Source organism: Winogradskyella luteola (assembly GCF_019203985.1).
Classification (GTDB): Bacteria; Bacteroidota; Bacteroidia; order Flavobacteriales; family Flavobacteriaceae; genus Winogradskyella; species Winogradskyella luteola.
Genome location: NZ_JAGSPD010000008.1, coordinates 78,367 through 100,827, shown reverse-complemented (window position 1 = coordinate 100,827; position 22,461 = coordinate 78,367). Strand labels below are relative to the sequence as shown.

At 34.4% G+C, this 22,461-nt stretch carries 17 protein-coding genes; 11 read left to right on the top strand and 6 right to left on the bottom strand.

Annotated features, from left to right (window positions below; translation table 11 throughout):
- The first annotated feature begins 183 nt into the window (after nucleotides 1-183).
- Nucleotides 184-3,051: a DNA polymerase I gene (gene polA, locus KCG49_RS11010; protein ID WP_218546519.1), complete on the top strand. Its 2,868-nt coding sequence runs from the start codon at nucleotides 184-186 to the stop codon at nucleotides 3,049-3,051.
- Nucleotides 3,052-3,145: 94 nt separating this feature from the next.
- Here the strand turns inward: polA and KCG49_RS11005 are convergent, their stop codons facing one another.
- The gene (locus KCG49_RS11005) at nucleotides 3,146-3,787 is read right to left on the bottom strand and encodes a carboxypeptidase-like regulatory domain-containing protein (protein WP_218546517.1); all 642 of its coding nucleotides are present in this window, start codon (nucleotides 3,785-3,787) and stop codon (nucleotides 3,146-3,148) included.
- Nucleotides 3,788-4,108: 321 nt separating this feature from the next.
- Between KCG49_RS11005 and KCG49_RS16555 the strand changes: the two genes are divergently transcribed.
- From KCG49_RS16555 to KCG49_RS10960, 9 genes are all read left to right on the top strand, one after another.
- On the top strand, nucleotides 4,109-4,321 hold the full coding sequence (locus tag KCG49_RS16555) for a UBP-type zinc finger domain-containing protein (protein WP_439901106.1): 213 nt from the start codon (nucleotides 4,109-4,111) through the stop codon (nucleotides 4,319-4,321).
- A gap of 3 nt (nucleotides 4,322-4,324) precedes the next feature.
- Entirely contained in the window at nucleotides 4,325-5,953 is a 1,629-nt protein-coding gene (locus KCG49_RS16550) for an FAD-dependent oxidoreductase (RefSeq protein ID WP_218546514.1), read from the top strand.
- 41 nt (nucleotides 5,954-5,994) lie between these two features.
- A complete protein-coding gene (locus KCG49_RS10990; RefSeq protein WP_218546512.1) occupies nucleotides 5,995-6,978 on the top strand; it encodes an L-threonylcarbamoyladenylate synthase in 984 nt (327 codons plus the stop codon).
- A gap of 158 nt (nucleotides 6,979-7,136) precedes the next feature.
- Nucleotides 7,137-7,592, top strand: a complete 456-nt coding sequence (rplM, locus tag KCG49_RS10985) for a 50S ribosomal protein L13 (protein WP_218546510.1) — start codon at nucleotides 7,137-7,139, stop codon at nucleotides 7,590-7,592.
- The gene (gene rpsI, locus KCG49_RS10980; RefSeq protein WP_218546509.1) at nucleotides 7,592-7,978 is read left to right on the top strand and encodes a 30S ribosomal protein S9; all 387 of its coding nucleotides are present in this window, start codon (nucleotides 7,592-7,594) and stop codon (nucleotides 7,976-7,978) included. Before rplM ends, rpsI begins: the two co-directional genes overlap by 1 nt.
- Before the next feature lie 313 nt (nucleotides 7,979-8,291).
- Nucleotides 8,292-9,077 (top strand): 30S ribosomal protein S2, encoded by a 786-nt coding sequence (gene rpsB, locus KCG49_RS10975; protein ID WP_218546507.1) that lies wholly within the window; start codon nucleotides 8,292-8,294, stop codon nucleotides 9,075-9,077.
- Between the two features lie 82 nt (nucleotides 9,078-9,159).
- The gene (tsf, locus tag KCG49_RS10970; RefSeq protein ID WP_218546505.1) at nucleotides 9,160-10,134 is read left to right on the top strand and encodes a translation elongation factor Ts; all 975 of its coding nucleotides are present in this window, start codon (nucleotides 9,160-9,162) and stop codon (nucleotides 10,132-10,134) included.
- Between the two features lie 215 nt (nucleotides 10,135-10,349).
- Complete coding sequence (locus KCG49_RS10965; protein ID WP_218546502.1) at nucleotides 10,350-11,291, top strand: ribose-phosphate pyrophosphokinase; 942 nt, start codon at nucleotides 10,350-10,352, stop codon at nucleotides 11,289-11,291.
- A 177-nt stretch (nucleotides 11,292-11,468) separates the two neighbouring features.
- Nucleotides 11,469-12,113: a 50S ribosomal protein L25/general stress protein Ctc gene (locus KCG49_RS10960; protein WP_218546501.1), complete on the top strand. Its 645-nt coding sequence runs from the start codon at nucleotides 11,469-11,471 to the stop codon at nucleotides 12,111-12,113.
- A gap of 67 nt (nucleotides 12,114-12,180) precedes the next feature.
- Here KCG49_RS10960 and KCG49_RS10955 read toward each other — a convergent pair whose 3' ends face one another.
- The 5 genes from KCG49_RS10955 to KCG49_RS10935 all read right to left on the bottom strand — a co-directional run bounded on the left by KCG49_RS10955 (nucleotide 12,181) and on the right by KCG49_RS10935 (nucleotide 21,730).
- Nucleotides 12,181-13,026: an alpha/beta hydrolase family protein gene (locus tag KCG49_RS10955; RefSeq protein WP_256259966.1), complete on the bottom strand. Its 846-nt coding sequence runs from the start codon at nucleotides 13,024-13,026 to the stop codon at nucleotides 12,181-12,183.
- Nucleotides 13,023-15,782, bottom strand: a complete 2,760-nt coding sequence (locus tag KCG49_RS10950) for a PD-(D/E)XK nuclease family protein (RefSeq protein ID WP_218546500.1) — start codon at nucleotides 15,780-15,782, stop codon at nucleotides 13,023-13,025. The genes KCG49_RS10955 and KCG49_RS10950 overlap by 4 nt, the downstream gene beginning before the upstream one ends.
- 61 nt (nucleotides 15,783-15,843) lie before the next feature.
- Nucleotides 15,844-17,241 carry an OmpA family protein gene (locus KCG49_RS10945; protein WP_218546499.1) on the bottom strand — a complete coding sequence of 466 codons (1,398 nt, stop codon included), beginning with the start codon at nucleotides 17,239-17,241 and terminating at the stop codon, nucleotides 15,844-15,846.
- A gap of 124 nt (nucleotides 17,242-17,365) precedes the next feature.
- Nucleotides 17,366-18,559, bottom strand: coding sequence for a glycine C-acetyltransferase (kbl, locus tag KCG49_RS10940; protein WP_218546498.1), 1,194 nt, complete (start codon nucleotides 18,557-18,559; stop codon nucleotides 17,366-17,368).
- Nucleotides 18,560-18,598: 39 nt separating this feature from the next.
- The gene (locus KCG49_RS10935) at nucleotides 18,599-21,730 is read right to left on the bottom strand and encodes a UvrD-helicase domain-containing protein (protein ID WP_218546497.1); all 3,132 of its coding nucleotides are present in this window, start codon (nucleotides 21,728-21,730) and stop codon (nucleotides 18,599-18,601) included.
- A gap of 114 nt (nucleotides 21,731-21,844) precedes the next feature.
- Between KCG49_RS10935 and KCG49_RS10930 the strand changes: the two genes are divergently transcribed.
- Nucleotides 21,845-22,453, top strand: a complete 609-nt coding sequence (locus KCG49_RS10930; RefSeq protein ID WP_218546496.1) for a superoxide dismutase — start codon at nucleotides 21,845-21,847, stop codon at nucleotides 22,451-22,453.
- Nucleotides 22,454-22,461 lie beyond the last annotated feature (8 nt).

Here is a 22,461-nt window from a genome sequence, read left to right as displayed (position 1 = left end):
ATTTAAATTTTTGTGATAATCTGCTTTTTTAGTCATTTAAATATGTCATTTCATATTAGGCATCATCTGCCTAATGCTCATTATGGGCTTTCACACTTAAAAATTGATTTTGGAAAATTACAAATTGCTTTTTAAATAAACACTTTAGTTTTTGTAGTTTTATAGACTTCAAAATTTAATTCCATGTCAGACCAAAAACGTCTCTTCCTTGTTGATGCTTATGCCCTAATTTTCCGTGGCTATTATGCTTTTATAAAAAACCCGAGAATCAATTCTAAAGGTGAAGATACCTCAGCCATAATGGGCTTTATGAATTCATTATTGGACGTTATAAAACGTGAGCGACCAGACCACTTAGCAGTTTGTTTTGATAAAGGAGGAAGCGTGGATCGTATAGAAATGTACGATGCCTATAAAGCAAATCGTGATGAAACACCAGAAGGTATTAAAACCGCTATACCTTACATCTATGAGATTTTGAAAGCCATGCATATTCCTATTATGGTTAAGGAAGGTTATGAAGCCGATGATGTTATTGGTACACTTTCTAGACAAGCCGAAAAAGAAGGCTACAAGACCTATATGGTAACACCAGACAAAGATTTTGCACAGTTGGTTACAAAAAATATTTTTATGTACAGACCCGTATTTGGTGGTGGTTATGAAACCTGGGGAATTCCTGAGGTACAGAAAAAATTTGAAGTCACAGAACCAATGCAAGTGATTGACTTTTTAGGTATGATGGGAGATTCTAGCGACAACATTCCCGGTTTGCCTGGTGTTGGTGAAAAAACAGCTAAGAAATTTATCCATCAATTTGGCAGTATGGAAGGTCTACTAGCCAATACAGACCAGCTAAAAGGAAAAATGAAAGAAAAAGTTGAAGCTAATGGGGAACTCGGTCTTTTGTCTAAAAAGCTGGCTACCATTATGCTCGATGTACCTGTTGATTTCAATGCTAAGGATTTTGAACTTGACCATCCTGATGTTGAAAAAGTAAAACAAATTTTTCAAGATTTAGAATTTAGAAGATTAACCGATAATTTTTTAAAGACCTTTTCAGCCGACGCTACTGCTTCGACCACCGAAACTTCCAGTACAACCAAAAAATTAGCGTCGTCTTCAAAGGCAAGTTCATCTTCAATTTCAAAAAGTGCTGGAGCTGGTCAGTTTTCTTTATTTGGTACCTCGACTACACCCAGCGACCAAGATTCTGAAACTGTTTCAGAATTCGCACGTAAAACAGCAGAAACTACATCGCACTTTTATCAAAGTGTGGCTTCTGGTATGGCTACGAAATTGTTTGTAAAAAACTTAATGAATCAAACATCTGTATGTTTTGATACTGAAACAACAGGCCTCAATCCTTTGACTGCAGAATTGGTCGGTATTGCATTTTCTTGGGAAACTGGTAAAGGCTTTTATTTGCCATTTCCAAAAAACAGAGACGAAGCACAAGCTCTAGTCGAAGAATTAAGACCATTTTTTGAGAACGAATCTATTGAAAAAATTGGTCAGAATTTAAAGTACGATATTAAGGTTTTAGCTAAGTACAACATTACAGTTAAAGGTAAGTTGTTTGATACTATGCTAGCGCATTATTTGATTAATCCCGATATGCGACATAATATGGATGTACTTGCAGAGACCTATTTAAATTACACTCCAGTTTCAATTACACAATTGATCGGTAAAAAAGGAAAGAATCAGCTATCTATGCGAGATGTTCCTCTAGACAAACTAACAGAATATGCCGTAGAGGACGCAGATATTACATTACAACTTAAGGAGCATTTTGAAAAAGAACTTCAAGAGGCAAATACTCAAAGGTTATTTAACGAGATCGAAGTCCCTCTCTTACGTGTTCTTGCGACAATGGAATTAGAAGGAATCAACTTGGATAAAGACTTTTTAGGATCGCTTTCGGAAGAACTAAATAATGATATCGCTGACCTCGAAAAAAGTATATACGAAGCTGCTGGTGAAGAATTCAATATTGCTTCTCCAAAACAATTAGGTGTGGTTTTATTTGAAAAAATGAAATTGGTAGATAAACCTAAAAAGACAAAAACTGGTCAATACTCAACAGCTGAAGATGTATTGAGCTATTTAGCAAAAGATCATAAAATCATTCGGGATATTTTAGACTATAGAGGGCTCAGCAAATTAAAGAGTACATATGTTGATGCTCTGCCATTGCAAGTTGAAGAAAGCACAGGGCGTGTACATACTGATTATATGCAAACTGTCGCTGCCACGGGTCGTTTAAGTAGTAACAACCCAAACTTACAGAATATCCCTATACGTACCGAACGGGGTCGTCAAGTTAGAAAAGCCTTTATACCAAGAAATGACGATTATATTCTGTTGGCGGCAGATTATTCGCAAATAGAATTACGCATCATTGCTGCTTTAAGTGAAGAGAAAACAATGATTGAAGCTTTCAGGAATGGGGAAGACATTCATGCTTCTACAGCATCAAAAGTATTTAATGTGCCTATTGCTGAAGTGACTAGAGAACAGCGTAGTAATGCCAAAACAGTTAATTTTGGAATTATCTATGGTGTCTCAGCATTTGGTTTAAGTAACCAAACCAGTCTTACACGCTCAGAATCTAAAGAATTGATTGACACCTATTATGAGACTTACCCAAAATTAAAAGCTTACATAAGCAAACAAGTTGATTTTGCCCGAGATAATGGTTATGTACAAACTGTTTTAGGTCGTCGGCGTTATTTAAAAGACATCAACTCCCGCAATGCCGTCGTACGTGGTGCAGCAGAACGAAATGCTGTCAACGCACCTATACAGGGTAGTGCTGCAGATATTATCAAAATTGCCATGATTAATATTCACAACAAACTTGAAGACTCTAACTATAAATCCAAAATGCTCCTACAAGTACATGACGAATTGGTTTTTGATGTCTATAAACCAGAATTAGACCATCTCAAATCAATCATAAAGACCGAAATGGAAAATGCACACAAGCTTTCCGTACCTCTGGATGTGGATTTAGATATTGGTGAAAATTGGTTGGAGGCGCATTAGTGAAAAGACCTATATTAGAGAATTGCTTCTTTAAATTCTAATTAAAATCTTACCACACCTAAAAAAAACCAACTGAACAACTAGATGAGTTAAATTACTTTGTGGTTATAATTATAACACCATTTGCTCCTCTTGCTCCATAAGCTGCTGCGCTAGAATCTTTGAGTACAGAAACACTTTTTATGGAGGCTGGTATAATATCTTCAATGACACGAGTTGGGTTTCCATTAACAATAAACAATGGTTCATTAGAGCTATTAAAGCTAGAATCATATCCCCTTACCCTTATTTGATTTTCGGGGGGACCACTAATTCTTAGCATTGGTGCCATTGCCCTAAGATAATCATAGATGTTTGTAAAAACCTGTTGGTTTTTAGAAGAGTTTTTCTTTTTATTAGAATACTTAGCCAAAAAGGTTACATACTCACCTTTCTTTAAACTGTTTGTGTTAAATTTAATACTAACGATAGAATCGTAACTCACAGTTTCGAAACCTTTGTCCTCAGAGAATGCAGATACTGTTTCTGGCAACTTTTTTACTTTTATTTTAAATTCCCCTTTCTTGTTTGTTGTCTTTCTTGTTTTTGAATCATCGAGAAATATAATTGCATTATTCACAGGTTGTCCCAAAGAATCTTTAACCGTTCCGGCTATCACTGTCTTGGTTTTTTGTTGAGCGTTAGAAATTGAAAAAACCATTAAAAAGCAAATTAATAGTATAGTTAAGTGTTTCATAATATATATATTTTTAATTAGTGATTGGTCGGGCATTAAAGTTCAAAAACCTTAATACTATTCTGTAGGTCAAAAATCGTGCCTAATTACAAATAACACTTATCATTTTATAAAACTGAAATTAGACACCATTTCAATTAAATATAAGAAATTTTATCGATTTAACCAAAATAATTTCAATGCTTTTTTTAATGCAAAGTGATTAAAAACTTATGTCTTCTTTCATTACCTTTACATTATAAACTCTTTCTTCAATGCCAAAATTTAAAGCTAAAATCTGCGAAGATCTAAATGATGTCACTGATGTAAAAAAAAGCAAAAATCTACCAATGTGATGAATGTATAAAAACTGGAAGTTCATGGTTGCATTTAAGAACTTGTCAAACCTGTGGCGCAACTCTATGTTGTGATAGCTCCCCAAATAAACATGCCAGTAAACATGCTGAAACTGAAAATCATCCTGTAGCTAGTTCTACAGAACCTAATGAACGATGGTTATGGTGCTACCAACACAAATCAATTAAAAAATATTAAAACGTGAAAGATCCAAGATTTCCAGAATTAACACATAACCAAGTTTCTAAACTCAAAGCATATGGCTCGATAGAAGATTATAAAAATCCGACCAGAGTATTTGCGCTTGGTGATAACCTTTACGATTTTTTTGTTATTCTTAAAGGAGCTGTAGATATTAACGACCCATACAATAAAACAACAATAGTTACCCATGGCAAATATGAATTTACAGGAGACAGTGGTATGTTATCTAATAGGTCTGCCCAATTTCATGCAGATACTTTACCTAATACAAGTCTTCTTCGCATAAAACCAAACAAATTAAAAGAAGCTATCTCCAAAAATAGCGACATTAGTGATGTTCTGTTAAATGCATTCTTATTGCGTCAACAAACTGTTCTATCCGAAATGTCTGGTGGTTTAAAACTGGTAGGGTCAGGTAAATCAAATGCAACATATAAAATTAGGGATTTTCTCGAAAAAAATCATATTTGGCATAATTTCATTGATACAGATTCAGATGACGAAGCTTTAGAACTTTTAAAAAGTTTTGATTTATCTGAAAATGATTTACCCATTTTAATCAATAGCGAATCTAAGGTTTGTGTCCGACCATCTGTAGATGAAGTTGCAAGGTATAGTGGAGTCCTTATGGATTTTGAGGATAAAGTATTTGATGTTTTGGTCATTGGAGCTGGACCCGCAGGCTTAGCTGCAAGCGTATATGCAGCTTCAGAAGGATTAGAAGTTGTTACAATAGATAGTGAATCACCAGGAGGACAAGCAGGTAAAAGCTCTAAAATTGAAAATTATTTAGGTTTTCCAACAGGCATTTCTGGTGGGGAATTAGCCAATAGAGCTTATATACAAGCTCAAAAATTTGGCTGTAATATTTCTATTCCACATCGTGCTAAAAGTTTAGAGTACAATAAAAATTATTTTACGGTATGTGCAACAAACGATAAAATAATAAAATCAAAATCCATTATTGTTGCCACTGGCGCGGCATACAGACGTTTACCAATTGACAATATCAGTAATTACGAAGGAAGCGGTATTTACTATTCTGCTACAGGAATGGATGTAAGTAACTGCATTAATCAACCTGTCGTCATTGTTGGTGGCGGAAATTCAGCAGGTCAAGCAGCTATGTTTTTATCCAATCATGCAAAAATGGTTTATGTAATGATAAGAGGTAATGATTTGGGCGCAAAAATGAGTGACTATCTCGTACAACGCTTAGAAGCTTCAGAAAAAATACAAATACTTAGAAATACCGAGATCACTAAACTTGAAGGTGAGCACCACCTAGAGTCCATTGTTATTTCAAATAAAGGTAAAGAACAAGACATGGAAGTCTCTAACGTATTTTCATTTATTGGCGCAAAACCCAATACACAATGGATGGATGGTATTGTTATAACAGACGAAAAAGGTTTTATCTGCACGGGACAAATGCTCATTAACAAAGATTTGATGAAATGCGATATTTACGCCAACCGTGAGCCACAGAGCCTTGAGTCAAGCATACCAGGAATCTTTGCCGTTGGTGATGTAAGGCACGATTCTGTAAAACGTGTTGCTTCAGCTGTAGGTGAAGGCTCGGTAGTGGTAAGCATGATTCATCGTTACCTAAGTGAACTAAAATAAATACTTCCTCTTTTTTAGATTAATTTTGCAGTTAATAGACAATGAGCATTATTTCAAAAGACATATCAAAGGCTGTTTCGCTATTAAATGCAGAAGACATCGTTGCCATCCCTACCGAAACGGTTTATGGTTTGGCCGGTAATATCTATTCTGAAAAAGCCATCAATTCTATTTTTAAAACCAAACAACGTCCCTTTTTTAATCCCCTCATTGTCCACATACCTTCGTTAGATTATCTAGAAAAAATTGTTGAGCACGTTCCTAAAAAAGCAGAATTGTTAGCCAATGCTTTTTGGCCAGGACCGATGACTTTGGTTCTAAAAAAGAAAAATACAATCCCTGATGTAATAACTGCAAAAAAGGATACTGTTGCCGTGCGAGTTCCTAATCATCCATTGACTTTAGAACTTTTAAAACAATTAGATTTTCCTTTAGCAGCACCAAGTGCTAATCCGTTTAGCAGTATTAGTCCAACGACCGCAGAACATGTAGAAGCCTATTTTAAAAATACCATTAAAATGGTGTTAGATGGTGGAGCTTGCAAAAGTGGAATAGAATCTACTATTATAGGATTTGAAAATAACCAACCCATTATATACCGTCTGGGCTCTACTCCGCTCGAAGCTATTGAAGAAGTCGTTGGGAAAATTGAAATCAAAAATAGTTCGGCTGATCTAAATCAAAGTCCAGGCAAGGTTCAGCCAAATGCTCCCGGCATGCTCGAGCGTCACTATGCTCCAAAAACAAAAACCATATTAACTGATAATCTTAAAGAAGAGATTGAAAAAAACATAGGCAAACGAATAGGCTTGCTCGTTTATAGTGATATTTTTGATGAAAATTATGTAGCTTTTAAGTTCGTGTTGTCTAAAGAAAAGAACCTTCAAGAAGCAGCATCAAAGCTTTATGATGCGTTGCATCAGTTAGATAAACAAGATTTGGATATTATTATTGCTGAAAAATTTCCAGATGAAGGTCTTGGTAAATCCATCAATGACAGACTCTCTAGAGCCACAAAAGATTAAACCAAAAAAGCAATGCTAAAACCTACTGATTATCAGGTTAAAAAAATAGTTCATAGCATTTGGTAATCCAATAGTTTATCGTAAATTTGCAAACTCTTTTTCGGAAGAGGAATGTATAATCTTTTGTGCTGTGAAGCACAATATTAAATCAAATTAGTGTGGATACATTAAGCTACAAAACAGTTTCTGCTAACAAAGCTACCGTTAATAAGGAGTGGGTTTTAGTTGATGCTGAAGGACAAACTTTAGGTCGTTTAGCTTCAAGAGTAGCAATACTTTTAAGAGGTAAGCACAAGCCTAACTTTACGCCACACGTTGATTGCGGTGATAACGTTATTGTTGTAAACGCAGAAAAAATCAACTTAACTGGTAATAAGTGGACAGATAAAAGTTATATCCGTCACACAGGTTATCCAGGTGGTCAAAGAAGCTTGACTGCTACTGAAATGTTTGAGAAAGACCCAACCAGATTAGTAGAAAAGTCAGTAAAAGGAATGTTGCCTAAAAACAAATTAGGTTCAGCTCTTTTTAGAAATTTAACTGTTGTCGCTGGTACTGAGCACGCTCACGAAGCTCAAAAACCAAAGGCAATTAATTTAAACGAAATTAACTAATGGAAGTAATTCACAAAATTGGCCGTAGAAAGACGGCTGTTGCTCGTGTGTATGTTGCCAAAGGAAAAGGTAACATTACCGTGAACAAAAAAGACATGGCGGAATACTTTACGACTGCACCATTGCAGTACAAAGTAAACCAACCTTTAACCATGACTAACAATGATGGCAACTTTGATATTACTGTTAACGTATATGGAGGTGGTATCACCGGCCAGGCAGAAGCAATACGTTTAGCTTTATCTCGCGCCATGTGCGAGTTAGATGCTGAAAACAGAGCAATATTAAAGCCAGAAGGTCTATTAACTAGAGATCCAAGAATGGTAGAGCGTAAAAAATTCGGACAGAAGAAAGCGCGTAAGAAATTCCAGTTCTCTAAACGTTAATATCCAACACAAACTTTGGGATTTGTTTTTCAAGTTCCAACTGTCACCTTGAGCGCAGTCGAAAAGATCTTCATAAGATTTCTCGACTACGCTCGAAATGACAGAGAAGATAGAATTAAAAACCATCTTCAAAACCCGCCACGAAATGGCATTTTATTGAAATTAAAGATTCTGAAACGAGTTCAGAATAAACCAGTTATTGTTGCTCATCACATCAATGTGTGAGAGTTTAGTTTAGCATCTAAATGGTTAAGGCGCGCGGAAGCAACCACTTAATCATTGCTAATTCAACAGAACGTAAACTATTACAAAAATGGAAAAAGTAGAAGTAAAAGAACTACTAGACGCAGGTGTGCACTTTGGTCACCTCACACGTAAGTGGAACCCAAACATGGCTCCATACATCTATATGGAGCGTAACGGTATCCATATTATCAACCTTTACAAAACAGCAGCTAAAATTGAAGAAACCTGTGCAGCATTAAGTAAAATTGCAGCATCAGGAAAGAAAATCTTATTCGTAGCTACTAAAAAACAAGCTAAAGACATTGTTGCAGAAAAAGCAGGTGCTGTAAACCAACCTTATATTACAGAGCGTTGGCCAGGTGGAATGCTAACCAACTTTGTTACAATTAGAAAAGCCGTTAAGAAAATGGCTTCTATTGACAGAATGAAGAAAGATGGCACATTCAACTCTTTATCTAAGAAAGAACGCTTACAAGTCAACCGTTTGCGTGCTAAGCTAGAAAAGAATTTAGGTTCTATTTCTGACATGACACGTTTGCCAGGTGCTTTATTCGTCGTTGATATTATGCGCGAGCACATTGCGATTAAAGAAGCCCAGAAATTAAATATTCCAATCTTTGCAATGGTAGATACTAACTCTGATCCACGTGAGGTTGATTATCTAATCCCTGCAAATGATGATGCTTCAAAATCTATTAACAAGATTTTATCTATCGTAACATCTGCAGTAGAAGATGGATTAAATGAAAGAAAATCAGAACGTGCTGACAAAGACAACAAAGCAAAAGCTGAAGCAAAAACCACAGCAGAGAAAGCTGAAAAAGCTCCAGTAGTTGCTCAAGAAGAAGAATAAATAACATTTACACAATATTAAAAGTCATTTAATTCTTTTCAACTTGAAAATTAATTGAATGACTTTTTAAATTTTAAAAACTATGGAAAATACTGTAAAAATTACAGCAGCAGAAGTAAACAAGCTAAGACAAGCAACTGGTGCTGGTATGATGGATTGTAAAAAAGCTTTAGTTGAAGCTGGTGGTGATTTTGATAAAGCCATTGAAGTTTTACGAAAAAAAGGTCAAAAAGTAGCAGAAAAAAGAGCCGATAGAGATTCTTCTGAAGGTGCAGCTGTTGCAAAAATAAACGCTGATAACACATCAGGTGTTGCTATCGTTTTAGGTTGCGAAACTGATTTCGTAGGTAAAAACGAAAACTTTGTTAAGCTTGCCAATGAATTGGGAGAAATCGCACTTAACTATAATACAAAAGAAGAATTTTTAGCAGGTGATTTCGGTGAAATGACAGTTGCTGAAAAATTAACTGAGCAAACTGGTGTAATCGGTGAAAAATTAGATATAACAGCTTTTGAAAAACTAGATGCTCCTTTTGTAGGGCAATATGTTCATATTAATAAAATTGCAGCATTAGTAGGTTTATCTGCCAAAGTAGACAACGCTGAAACTTTAGTAAAGGATATTGCTATGCAAGTAGCTTCTATGGGAGCGACGACGTTATCTTACAAAGATTTCGACCCTGCATATGTGGCCTCAGAAACTGAAGCGCGTATTGCTGTTATTGAAAAAGATAATATCGAACTAGGACGCTTAGGTAAAACTTTAAAGAATGTACCTAAGTATATTTCTATGGCACAATTGACCCCTGAAGTTTTAGCTGAAGCTGAAGAAGCTGCTAAAGCTGAGTTGAAAGCCGAAGGTAAACCAGAGCAAATCTGGGATAGAATTTTACCTGGTAAAATGGAGCGTTTTATTTCTGATAATACAACTTTAGATCAAGAACAATGTTTATTAGATCAAAAGTTTATTAAAGATGAAAAGAAAACTGTTGCTGAATATGTGAAGTCTTATGGTGATGTTGAAGTTACCGGATTTAAAAGAGCTACAGTAGGATAAGTCATTGCTAAAAAAGCAATCAAATATAAAACCTCTCATCATTTTCATTGGATGAGAGGTTTTTATGTAAACACCATATTCTAAAACGTTATTAAACAACAATAAATTAACCATTTATTGAAATTAGTAAGCTTAATATGTTAACACAACAAATATTTTTCTAAATTTGATGCTTACCAAACATAACTAACAACCCATAAAACCCTTGATTACAAATGCTTAACAACACTATAGAAGCAAAAATATTCACATGCACTCAAAGTAAAGATTTATCAGAGCAAATTGCTGCTGCTTATGGGGTAACACTAGGAAATGTTATAACATCGACTTATAGCGACGGAGAGTTTCAGCCCTCTTATGAAGAATCTATACGAGGCACACGAATTTTCATTATAGGCTCTACGCATCCTGGCCCAAAAAATTTGATGGAGATGCTTTTAATGATCGACGCTGCAAAGCGAGCGTCAGCTAGGCACATTACTGCTGTTATGCCTTATTTTGGTTGGGCAAGACAAGACAGAAAAGACAAGCCAAGGGTTCCAATTGCTGCCAAGTTAGTGGCTAAAATGTTAGAAGCGGCTGGAGCTACTCGAATTATCACAATGGATCTCCATGCTGACCAAATACAAGGCTTTTTTGAAAAACCTGTCGATCACTTATTTGCTTCAACCATATTCTTACCATATTTAAAAAGCCTCAATTTAGATCATCTTACCATTGCTTCACCGGATATGGGAGGTTCTAAACGCGCTTATGCCTATTCCAAAGCATTAAAAAGCGATGTTGTAATTTGCTATAAACAACGTGCAAAAGCCAATGTTATTTCTCACATGGAGCTTATTGGAGATGTAACAGGGAAAAATGTAGTTTTAGTGGATGATATGGTTGATACCGCTGGTACACTTACAAAAGCTGCGGATCTAATGATGGAACGTGGTGCTAAAAGTGTACGTGCTATTTGTACTCACCCTATTTTATCTGGCAGTGCCTACGAAAGACTTGAAAATTCTAAGCTCGAAGAATTAATTGTCACAAATTCAATTCCATTAAAACAAACCAGCAAAAAACTTAAAGTTTTAAGCTGTGCTGATTTATTTGCTGAAGTGATGCAGAACGTTCATTATAATAAATCCATTAGTAACAAATTTGTAATGTAAATAGAAACACTGACTCCGTTTTCTAAAATTATTTACTAAACAAAAAAACATCATCTAGTACTATTTGGCAGTTAACAAGCAAAAAATAGCTTAGAAACAGTAGTATTTCAATAATATATTTTTAAATTTGCAGCCCTCAAAATGAGGTAATTAATAATATAAACTAAAATTTCTAAAATGAAATCAATTACAATCAATGGATCTCAAAGAGAAAGCGTAGGCAAAACGTCAACAAAAGCCTTACGTAATGCTGGTCAGGTTCCTTGCGTATTATACGGAGGAGACAAGCCACTACATTTCTCTGCACCAGAATTGGCATTCTCTAAACTTGTATACACCGCAAATGCGCATACAGTTGTGATTGCCTTAGATAATGGAGAAGAATATAATGCTGTAATGCAAGATATTCAGTTTCACCCAGTAACAGATAGAATTCTTCATATAGATTTCTATCAAATTTTTGAAAACAAACCGATCACTATGGATATTCCTGTACAGGTTACAGGTACTTCAATAGGTGTAAGAAACGGCGGGAATTTAAGAAGACCGTTCCGTAAACTCAAAGTAAAGGCTATACCATCTAAGCTTCCAGATTTTATTGAAGTAGACATTACTCCATTAAAAATTGGAACCAAGCTTTATATCACAGAGTTAGAGAATGAAGATTATAAATTCCTCCATCCGGACAATACGGTTGTATGTCAAGTAAGACGTAGTAGATTGGCAATTGTTGATGAGGAAGAAGAAGGAGATGAAGAAGAAGGAGAAGAAACAACAACTGAAGAGGGAGCAACACCTGCAGCTGAAACGGCTCAAGAATAAATTGACATTTTCTTGTTAATATTCAAAAAGCATTCTGATATACAGAATGCTTTTTTATTTTAGGGCACTATCCTAAAATAAAATCCAGTATTGATTGACTTGTTTCTTTTAATTCTTTTGGCATTTTAGAGTCTTTCCAAGGATGTTTGGTATTAAACACATGATCAGCACCCTCAATGATTTTTAATTGACTTTTGGGATTCCATTTCTTTAAATCCATTGCTTCACTAATCGACACCGAAGTATCCTCGTCACCATGAATGATGAGATGTGGAATTGTAAGTCTTTTTTCAGCAGATTCTATATCTAGTCGTTTCTTGTTAGCTTTGAAATCTTCATAGAATTGATAATAATGTGGCATTTGCTGTTTTGTTCTTCCATTAAGCACAAACTTTACGCCATTTTTTTTCCAATCTTCTAAATTACCTGTAGTTGAAGTACGCTTTTCGAAATCGCTTACGCTTGCTAAAGTGATAAGTTTAGAGATTCTACTATCTTCCGATGCTTTTAAAATGGTAATACCACCACCACGACTATGGCCAATTAGCCAGATCTGAGACGTGTTTATTGATGAATTATTTTGATAGTAATTCTGAGACCAATCTATGACATCATTTAAATCCTCAAGCTCTTTTGAATAATTATTATTTCCGAAGGCCTCCAGATCTGGAAAATCTATAGGGTCTTCCATTGTACCTCCATTATGCGAGAAATTAAATTTTATAAAGCAACACCCAACTTTAGCAATAGATTCTGCCAAAAGATTCCATGCTCCCCAATCTTTAAAACCTTTGTAGCCATGACAAAAAATCACTGTAGGTTGATTGGATTTATATTCTGAATAAAACGCATCTATAAGAATGGGTTTTTTATCTTGTCTTTTTAGTATAATATTTTTTTCTTTTCGTATCATTCAATTTCTTTTTCGATAAAATCTATATTTGGATTACAGATTTCTAAAATGAGCTTCTTTAGTTGGACCTCAAAATTATTAAGCATTTCTTCTGTGATCAATTGCTCTTTTGTTCTGCTAAAAGCTGATGGTTTTTTTCCAAATTTTAAAAATCCAGCATTGAGATTTTTAAATGAAATAATACCAGCCTCAACAGGTAAGTTAATCTGTCTTTTTTGATACATCATATAAGCGTAACAAAGCACTTGAAAGGATTTGCTGTATTTATTATAATCTGTGGTTAAATCTTCCCAATTAACAAGTTCGACTTTGTTTTGTTCAACTTTTCCGGATTTATAATCAATTACACGTGTAACGCCATTTAATTGGTCTACTCTATCGACTTTCCCAGTAATTTTAACATTATAATCGAGGTCTTCAATTTTTAATTCTATAGTTGTATCGCCCTCAATAGTTATAATTTTTATTTCATTTCCTGAGTTAAGACTTTCAATTTCAGAATTAAGAAAATTAGAAATATAGCGTTGGGCAATTTCAAAAATAATTAGGTTTTTACCTCTTGTGAAATCCCCATCTTTATATAAACTTTTAAAATGTTTTGTTACTGTTTTTTCAATCTCAGATTTAAAAGTATTAAGATGTTCTAGCGTTAATAAATTATCCTCTAATGGTTTGTAAAAATCTTCTAGCGTATTATGGATTACAGATCCTAGAGTATTAGCGGCAATATTCTCTTCAACAGCTTCAAAGTCTTTAATTCCAAGTATTTTCTCATAATAAAAATCAATGGGATTTCGAATGTAGTTAGACAAAGAAGAAGGCGAAAACCCTTTTGTGGACAATTCTTTTAGCTTATCTAATACAGTTTCAGTTTTAGAAATATATTGTAATTTATTTTCAATAACGGGAACTTCTTGTGAAATTATAAATTGCTTTATATTGTGTATGCCTTCTATTTCCAGTTGTGTTATAAACCTACTTTTCTCACCACCTTTTAAGGCATCAACTTCAGTATTGTAAAGTATATAAACATTTTTGGCACGTTGCAATAATCTAAAAAAATGATAGGCATAAACAGCATCTTTTTCCTTAAAAGTGGGTAAGTTATTTTCAACTTTTACATCGAAAGGAATAAATGAATTATTGGTTTTTCCTGAAGGAAGTATACCTTCATTTACAGAACTTATAATGACGGTTTCAAAATCTAAAACACGAGACTCTAGCATCCCCATAACCTGAAGACCCTCGAGTGGTTCTCCTTTAAAATCTAGAGTTTCAACACTTAATAGCTCTTTGTAAATACTATATGTTGAGGCAATTGAACTGAGGTAGCTGTAATTCTCGTTTAACTCTAATAATTGATTGAATAGGCTATTAAATCTGTATAAATATTCTAACTCCAAACGGTTAAAACTTTTGTTTTCGCTTAGATGCCTCTTAATGCCTAAGATAAGGTTTAAGCAATTAGTTAAAGCAACTTTAGGGTTATCTCCCCAAGATTTAAACAGTAACTCTATAAGCTCGTTAGAAGTCTTTGTAATCCGTTTTATTTCTTCAGCTGTAACATAAACTAGGTTATTCTTTTGAATGTACTCTACTATCGTACTAGATGAGTTTCCCTGACTTGTTTTAAATAAATTATAAACAGATGGGTGAGAAATAACGTCTATAACATCTTTAAAATAAAATTTATCAGTGTCATGTCTATGAATAGAAAAAAGCTTTTCAAATAACGACGCCAAAGGCACCAAATTTAATGGTAAACCCATAGTTATATTAAGATGCGTTATACTTTTAGGAATTGAGTTTAGCACAGGCATTAAAAGGTCTTCTTCTCCTAAAACAATAGCGACGCTCTTAAGATCTTTATTGTGCAAACTAATATTCCCCAATAGTTGACCTATATATTTTGCTTGACCTACAAGTTTAGGAATACCCACAACTTGTATGTTTTTAGATTTGCTATAATGCGATGTTACCCAATTAAAAGGTTGCTTTTTAAAATAATTCCAACGGTTTCTGTGAGCTCTTGTAAACAAGCCAGCATTATGTATATCATCATCAATAAATATCTCATCTATATCCCAGTAAATTTCAGCTAAATCACTTTGTAATAAGCCTTGGATAATTTGTGATTCTGAGGTATTAAGGGCATTGAAACCCAAAAAGATATGATGTTTATCACTATTACTTTCGATATAAGCCTCTAAGTTATCGGCAGCTTCCCTATAAATTAAGCCTTGGTAACCTTCTTTGGATTGTAATAAATGTTCTGTAAACCTTAGATAGTATTCCTTAAGTCGACCCCAAAATTTTAAGTGCTTCTTTATTAAGTCCGTTTGCTCACCTTCTAAAGACCAATGATTAAGTTCTTTAATAGCATGTAAATAATCGAATATATGCTCCTGAGGCACAAGAAAACGATCAATCTCGTTAAAATCTTGCAACAACATTTGTGCCCACTTAGAAAACGATTCGAAAGATTCTTGGCTCTTTTTTGGTGTTAAAGTTTGGTACGAATCGTAAAACCTAAAAAGTAAATCGGCATTTGAAAGCTTTTGGAGACCAGAAAGATCTTCGACAAACTCTTCTATACTAAGAATTTGAGGTGAGAAAATAGGATTCTCTAACACTGTTGAAAGTTGATGTTTTAAAAAAACACCTGCACGCTTGCTGGGTAGTATAAAGTGCAAATCTTCGAGTTTAGATCCTTTTTCATTTAAATCTACTAATACAGTTTTTATAAAACTTATCATTTTATAAAAATAAAAAACGCTCCGAAATTCGGAGCGTTTTTAGTATCTATTTTGAGATGTTTTAGTTTTTCAACTTAACCTCTACACGTCTGTTTTCTTTTCTACCAGCTCTAGTATTATTAGAAGCGATAGGGCTATCTTCACCATATCCCTTAGCAGTCAACCTGTCTGCAGAAATACCATTAGCAATTAGATAATCTCTTACTGCATTAGCACGTCTGTCAGATAAAGCTTGATTCATTGATTTAGAACCTACACTATCAGTGTGACCTTCGATTGCAAAATCAGCTTTTGGATATTCTTTAAAGATGGCTACCATTGCTTGTAATACTTGATCCGTTTCTTTCTTGAAAGATGCTTTACCAGTATCGAATAAGATAGTTCTTGCATAGCTATTTAAAGTTTCCATAACCTCAGCAGTAGGCTTAACCTCTGGACAACCATTATTTGCAGCTGTACCAGCTTCGTTAGGACACTTATCATCTTTGTCTAATATACCATCACCGTCGGTATCTGGCCAAGGGCAACCGTTATTTGCAGCAGGACCTGCTTCGTTAGGACAGTTATCATCACCATCAGCAACACCGTCACCATCAGCATCTGGACATCCCATTAGAGATTTTAAACCAGCAACAGTTGGACACTTATCATCTTTATCCATAACACCATCACCATCACCATCAGGGCAACCATTGAACTCAGCTAAACCAGCAGTGTTAGGGCAATCATCTTTAGAATCTTGGATACCATCGTTATCAGAATCTGGACATCCGTTAAAAATTTCTAAACCAGCTTCTTCTGGACAAGCATCATCTTGGTCGTAGATACCATCACCATCAGTGTCAGTTCCACCAAACTTAAATGTTACACCAACAGAGTGTTGGAAATGCTTAGGCAAATAATCTTCGAAAGCATGCTTGTAAGTAGATTGTGCATTAAGTCCAATTTTCTCACTGAACCAATATGTAAGACCTACAGATCCATTAAGTGTACCAGCACCAATATCATCTAACCAAGTGTAACCACCACCAACACCTAAAGAAGGATCTATTCTTTTAGAGTTTATTAAATTCATAAAACTGTAAGACACTCTACCATCAACACCATAATAAGTTAAATCATCAACTTCATTTGTTCCTGCTTCAGTTCCATCTGGGTTTAAGTTGGTACCAAATTTGTCTATTCTATTAAACGAACCAGTAGCAGTAAAAGTAAAACCATCACTTAAGTATCTCGATACAGATAATGTTGAAAGTGAAGGTATAATATTCCAATGATCTTTCACGTTAAAGAATTCGTCAAAGTAATCTCCTTGAGGCGCATCTTCTCCAACTGGATAAGGATCAACTGCGTTGACTCCAATTGTTATAGCCCATGGATTGTTCTTGTCTTGACCATGTGTAGTGCTAAAACTCATAAGAAGCACTGCGACAAAAAGTAATCTGCTAAGATTTTTCATATTCTAATTAATTTTAATTTTAAGTGTTAATTGTTGGCAAATGTAAGTTGTTATATATTATTAACAAAGACAAATATATAAAAATATTGTTATATCGCCCTAAAATAGCGAGTTTGTAACCATTTTAAATAATTTCTAGAGTTTTGCCCACCTTAATAAAGGCTGAAATAGCTTTATCTAATTGATCCTTATTGTGGGCCGCAGATAACTGTACTCTAATCCTTGCTTTTTCTTTTGGCACTACTGGGTAAAAGAAACCTATCACATAAACTCCTTCGTCCAATAACATGTTTGCCATGGTTTGAGATAGTTTGGCATCGTACAGCATCACCGGGACAATTGCAGAGTCGCCGTCAACGATATCAAAACCAGCATCTTTCATTCCTTTTTTGAAATATTTTGTGTTCCAATCTACTTTATCTCTTAGTGAAGTATCGTTTTTGAGCATATCAAAAACCTTAATGGATGCTCCTACTATTGCAGGTGCTAAAGAATTTGAAAACAAATAAGGTCTAGAGCGTTGACGTAGTATTTCAATAATTTCTTTTTTTGCAGTAGTATAACCGCCCATGGCACCGCCCATAGCCTTACCTAAAGTACCAGTGATAATGTCAATTCTCCCCAAAACTCCTTTTTCTTCTAATGTGCCAATGCCTGTCTCACCAATAAAGCCTGTGGCATGGCATTCGTCAATCATAACCATAGCATCATATTTATCAGCCAGGTCACATATCTTATCTAAAGGAGCAACTAAACCGTCCATGGAGAACACGCCATCTGTAACTATTATTTTAAAACGTGCTCCATTTTCGTTAGCAGCAATAAGTTGCTTCTCTAAATCTGCCATGTCATTATTTCGATATCGATACCGATCTGCTTTACATAACCTCACCCCATCTATAATTGAAGCATGATTTAGTGAATCTGATATAATGGCATCTTCTTTAGTCAATAAAGGCTCAAAAACGCCCCCATTTGCATCAAAAGCTGCTGCATATAGTATAGTGTCTTCGGTGCCATAGAAATCAGCAATCTTTTGTTCTAATTCCTTGTGAATATCTTGTGTTCCACAAATAAAACGCACAGAAGACATGCCAAAACCATGGGAATCCATAGTATCCTTTGCTGCTTGTATGACATCAGGATGTGATGACAATCCTAAATAATTATTGGCACAAAAGTTTAAAACTTGTTGCCCTGTACTTAATGTAATTTCTGCGCCTTGTGGTGAGGTAATGATACGCTCCTCTTTAAAAAGACCCGCTTTTTTAATGGATTCTATTTCTTGCTGAAGATGTGTTTTTATGTTTCCGTACATAGTTTTTGTGTTAATTACAACAAAGATACTATGTAAAAATTAGACTTCAATAACATCAACAGTATCATTTATGTAAACCAAAATTTTATCCGTGACATTGAGGTTCATTTCATTTAAAACAGCTTCGTAATCATTAAGCTGTAATTTATGTGACGATTTGTGTTCACCCGTTTTATAATCTATAATTACAGCTTCATTATTTGAATTGACATTTAAGCGATCTGGTCTTAAAAGTTGCCCCGTATTGGTAATGATATCTCTTTCATTATAGATTTTGAAATAATCTTTAAAATAAGGCTTTAGTTTTGGGTGTTCCAATACCATTAATACCAACAACTTTAGTTCCTCAATCTTGTCTTTTGAAATCTCGCCCAAAACAATTAAATCATTAAACGCAAAATCGACATCCTCAATAGTTTTAATCTTTGATAGAATGAGATGCACCAAATTACCACGCTCAATTGCCCTTTCTTGCTTGGTGTCCCATAGCAGACCAGATTTTGTAATAATACTTAGATTATGATCTTCCTTAGGCACGGAAATGAGTTTTAGCGTTTCAGAAATCTGTTCTTTTTCTGATACAGATTGTCTTGAGGTCAGCTTACCAAAACTGTAAGTTAGTTGGTCATCTGTCCATTTACCAATATCTTGTAGGTAAGAAATAAACATTCCAGAGTATGTACTGGTATTGGCTACTCCTTTAGAACTTATATCCTTTTTTGAAATAATATAAAGTCGCTCAATAGCTCTTGTCAAGGTAACATATAGCAAGTTAATATTATCTAATTCTAATTGAGATTGATGCTCATTATAAATATCCTCTCCGATTACACCAAAATGTTCTATGTCTTTATTATAATTAAGAAGTAAATTTTCAAAATTTTGATGTGTGCTTTTTTCAACAGGAAACCAGACTTTAGGGTCTAATTCCCTATAAATATTGAGGTCTGCAAAAGGAAAAATTACAATCGGAAACTCTAATCCTTTAGACTTATGAATGGTCATTATTTTTACCGCATTTATATTGTTTGGAGAAACAACACTTAGACTATCTTTTTTCTTTTCAAAATACTCTAAAAAAGCCGCTAAATCTGAATTTTGCTTTTGGGTGAATTCTAAAACAACATCCATGTAAAACTGAAGATAAGCGTCAGAAATATTGTGGAGATTAAAAACCCTTAAAAGGTGTTCAACAAGTTCGTAAAGCGATAAGCGAAGTAATTCATTTTTATCAATGGCTATATTTATAGCTCTTAGACTTTCGAACATATCATTAAGATCAGCCTTAAGATGTGTTGTAAAAAAGGCATGCTTATCTTCAATCTTGTTTCTATTCGCCAAAAATGTTAAAACTTCAACTTTTAAAGAATCACTATTGGGCTGAATCAATAGTTTTAAAAACGAATCGATAAAATTAATTTTATCGGAATTCTTTAGAAGTAACGTTTCGGAAGAGGTAATTTTAATACCATTTTCACTTAGGTAATTGGCGACAGCGACACCTTCTTTTCGTTTTCTAACTATAACACAAATATCACTTAAAGTAAAACCGTTTTCTTGACATTCTTTTATAGTCTCAAAAACTTTAGAAGTATAGATCTCAATACTATCATCATCTTTTTGAAGGTCTAAAAATGTTAGGTTGACATAGCCTTCTATATCCTTTTTTTTATTTTGATTTGCAGTCTCATAAAGTCTTGCGTAATTGGCATTGTTAAAATAATTTCCCCCCAAATACTCAAAGAACCTATTGTTAAAACTTATAATTTCTTTTGCGCTTCTGTAATTGGTATCGAGCGTCAGTACTTCTGCCTCTACCTGAAATGGATTTTGTGCTTTGTTATAAAGGTCTATAAACTGTTCAGCCTGGCCGCCTCGCCATCTATAAATGGCCTGCTTAGCATCACCAACTATCATGGCAGAACCATTTGAAGCGGATAAGGCATTGTCTAAAAGCGGTATTAAATTTTCCCACTGCATTTTTGATGTGTCCTGAAATTCATCTATAAAATAATGCTTAAACTTCTCCCCCAAACGTTCGTAAATAAATGGTGTAGGTTGGTCTTTTATTTCTGTACTGATAATTTTATTGAACTCAGAAATGAGCATTTTGTTTTCTTCTTCCTTTAGTATACTTAATTCATTCTGAATTGCATTTAAAACCGAAAGTGGTGTGACATTTTTATAAAAGCCCTTTTTTAGTTTAAGTTCATAAACCAAAGCTTTGGTTCTTAGAAATGCTTTGGTCAAATTTGGCTGAATACTTTCAATAGTCGATGCTATAGTATCCGTAACTCGCTTTGGATAAAGTGTATTGCCCTCAACCAAATCGTCTTGCCAAGTAGTATCAAAATTAATATTGATTTTGTTTTGTCTCAGGTTATTAAAATGGTTAGGAAGCGATTTTCTATTGAAATCATCAAATTGCAAACCGCATTCCTCAATTAGTGCTAATACATCATTTGCGATTTTAGCAATCTCAGTTTCAAGCGTTTTAACATCACTTACTAATTGCTGTTTTAATTGTTTAAAATCCTCAAGTGTTTTATCCTTTAAAGTTTCAATTGCTGGTAAATCATTTTCACTGACCAGAAGTTTTGCAATTTTATTAAAGTCGTAACTGATATCCCAGCTTTTGTCATCATCTGCTTTTTCAATAGCAAAATCCACAAGTATATTGGTAAGTTGCGTATCACTTCCTGCTTTAGCTATTAAGCTATCAACAGCTTCGTTTAGCAAACGTTCTTGGTCCATTTCTACCTCAAAGTTTACAGACAGTTGCAAATCGTGTGCAAAGGTTCTAATGACACGATGTGTAAAACCATCAATCGTAGAAATATCAAAAGCACCGTAATTATGGATAATGTGCTTTAGAATATACTTGGATTTATTATGAAGATTTTCTGAAGAAATTGAAAGTTCTTCGCAAATGGCATCAAACATAGGGTGAGGATCCTTAAGGCCTTCTTCAGAAGAAAACAGCTTCAGCATACTAATAATACGCTCTTTCATTTCCCCAACCGCTTTATTAGTAAATGTTATTGCAAGAATAGATTTAAAATGATCATAGTTCTTAGCAGCAACCAATATCTTAATGTAAGATTTCGCTAGTGTAAATGTCTTGCCACTGCCTGCAGAAGCATTATATATTTTAAAGGTTGAATTTTGCAAAAAGATAAATTTTATACCAAAATAGGGAATCTTAATAATTAATTTAGAAAATCTTGTTTTCAAAATTGTAAATTTGTTGAAATTGAAAACATTAACACTTAAAACACAAACATTATGGCTTTTGAACTACCAAAATTAAAATATGCATACGATGCTTTAGAACCACATATTGATGCACGTACTATGGAAATACATCATTCTAAACATCACAACGGATATACAACAAAATTGAATGCAGCAATTGAAGGAACAGATTTAGAAGGAAAATCTATTGAAGATATTTTGACTAATCTCGACATGAGCAATTCTGCTGTAAGAAATAATGGAGGCGGATTTTATAACCACGCTTTGTTTTGGGAAGTTATGAACCCAGAAGACAAAGGTTACCTTTCAGGAGATTTAAAGGATGCTATAGAAGCTGAGTTTGGTTCTAAAGATGCTTTTGTTGACGCTTTTTCTAAGGCAGCGGCTACGCAGTTTGGTTCTGGTTGGGCTTGGCTATGTGTACACAAAGGTGGTAAAGTAGAAGTATGCTCTACACCAAACCAAGACAATCCGTTAATGCCTGGAGTTAGTTGTGGAGGAACACCAATTTTAGGATTAGATGTTTGGGAACACGCATATTACCTAAACTATCAAAACCGAAGACCTGATTACATTAAGGCATTCTTTAATGTTGTTAATTGGAACGAGGTTGAACGTCGTTATGCAGAAGCTAAGTAGGCAATTAC

What these genes read in the sequence shown, in the direction of transcription:
- polA (WP_218546519.1), top strand. Translation starts at nt 184, where the DNA reads ATGTCAGACCAAAAACGTCTCTTCCTTGTTGATGCTTATGCCCTAATT.
- KCG49_RS11005 (WP_218546517.1), bottom strand. Translation starts at nt 3,787, where the DNA reads ATGAAACACTTAACTATACTATTAATTTGCTTTTTAATGGTTTTTTCA.
- KCG49_RS10990 (WP_218546512.1), top strand. Translation starts at nt 5,995, where the DNA reads ATGAGCATTATTTCAAAAGACATATCAAAGGCTGTTTCGCTATTAAAT.
- rpsI (WP_218546509.1), top strand. Translation starts at nt 7,592, where the DNA reads ATGGAAGTAATTCACAAAATTGGCCGTAGAAAGACGGCTGTTGCTCGT.
- rpsB (WP_218546507.1), top strand. Translation starts at nt 8,292, where the DNA reads ATGGAAAAAGTAGAAGTAAAAGAACTACTAGACGCAGGTGTGCACTTT.
- tsf (WP_218546505.1), top strand. Translation starts at nt 9,160, where the DNA reads ATGGAAAATACTGTAAAAATTACAGCAGCAGAAGTAAACAAGCTAAGA.
- KCG49_RS10965 (WP_218546502.1), top strand. Translation starts at nt 10,350, where the DNA reads ATGCTTAACAACACTATAGAAGCAAAAATATTCACATGCACTCAAAGT.
- KCG49_RS10960 (WP_218546501.1), top strand. Translation starts at nt 11,469, where the DNA reads ATGAAATCAATTACAATCAATGGATCTCAAAGAGAAAGCGTAGGCAAA.
- KCG49_RS10955 (WP_256259966.1), bottom strand. Translation starts at nt 13,026, where the DNA reads ATGATACGAAAAGAAAAAAATATTATACTAAAAAGACAAGATAAAAAA.
- KCG49_RS10950 (WP_218546500.1), bottom strand. Translation starts at nt 15,782, where the DNA reads ATGATAAGTTTTATAAAAACTGTATTAGTAGATTTAAATGAAAAAGGA.
- KCG49_RS10945 (WP_218546499.1), bottom strand. Translation starts at nt 17,241, where the DNA reads ATGAAAAATCTTAGCAGATTACTTTTTGTCGCAGTGCTTCTTATGAGT.
- kbl (WP_218546498.1), bottom strand. Translation starts at nt 18,559, where the DNA reads ATGTACGGAAACATAAAAACACATCTTCAGCAAGAAATAGAATCCATT.
- KCG49_RS10930 (WP_218546496.1), top strand. Translation starts at nt 21,845, where the DNA reads ATGGCTTTTGAACTACCAAAATTAAAATATGCATACGATGCTTTAGAA.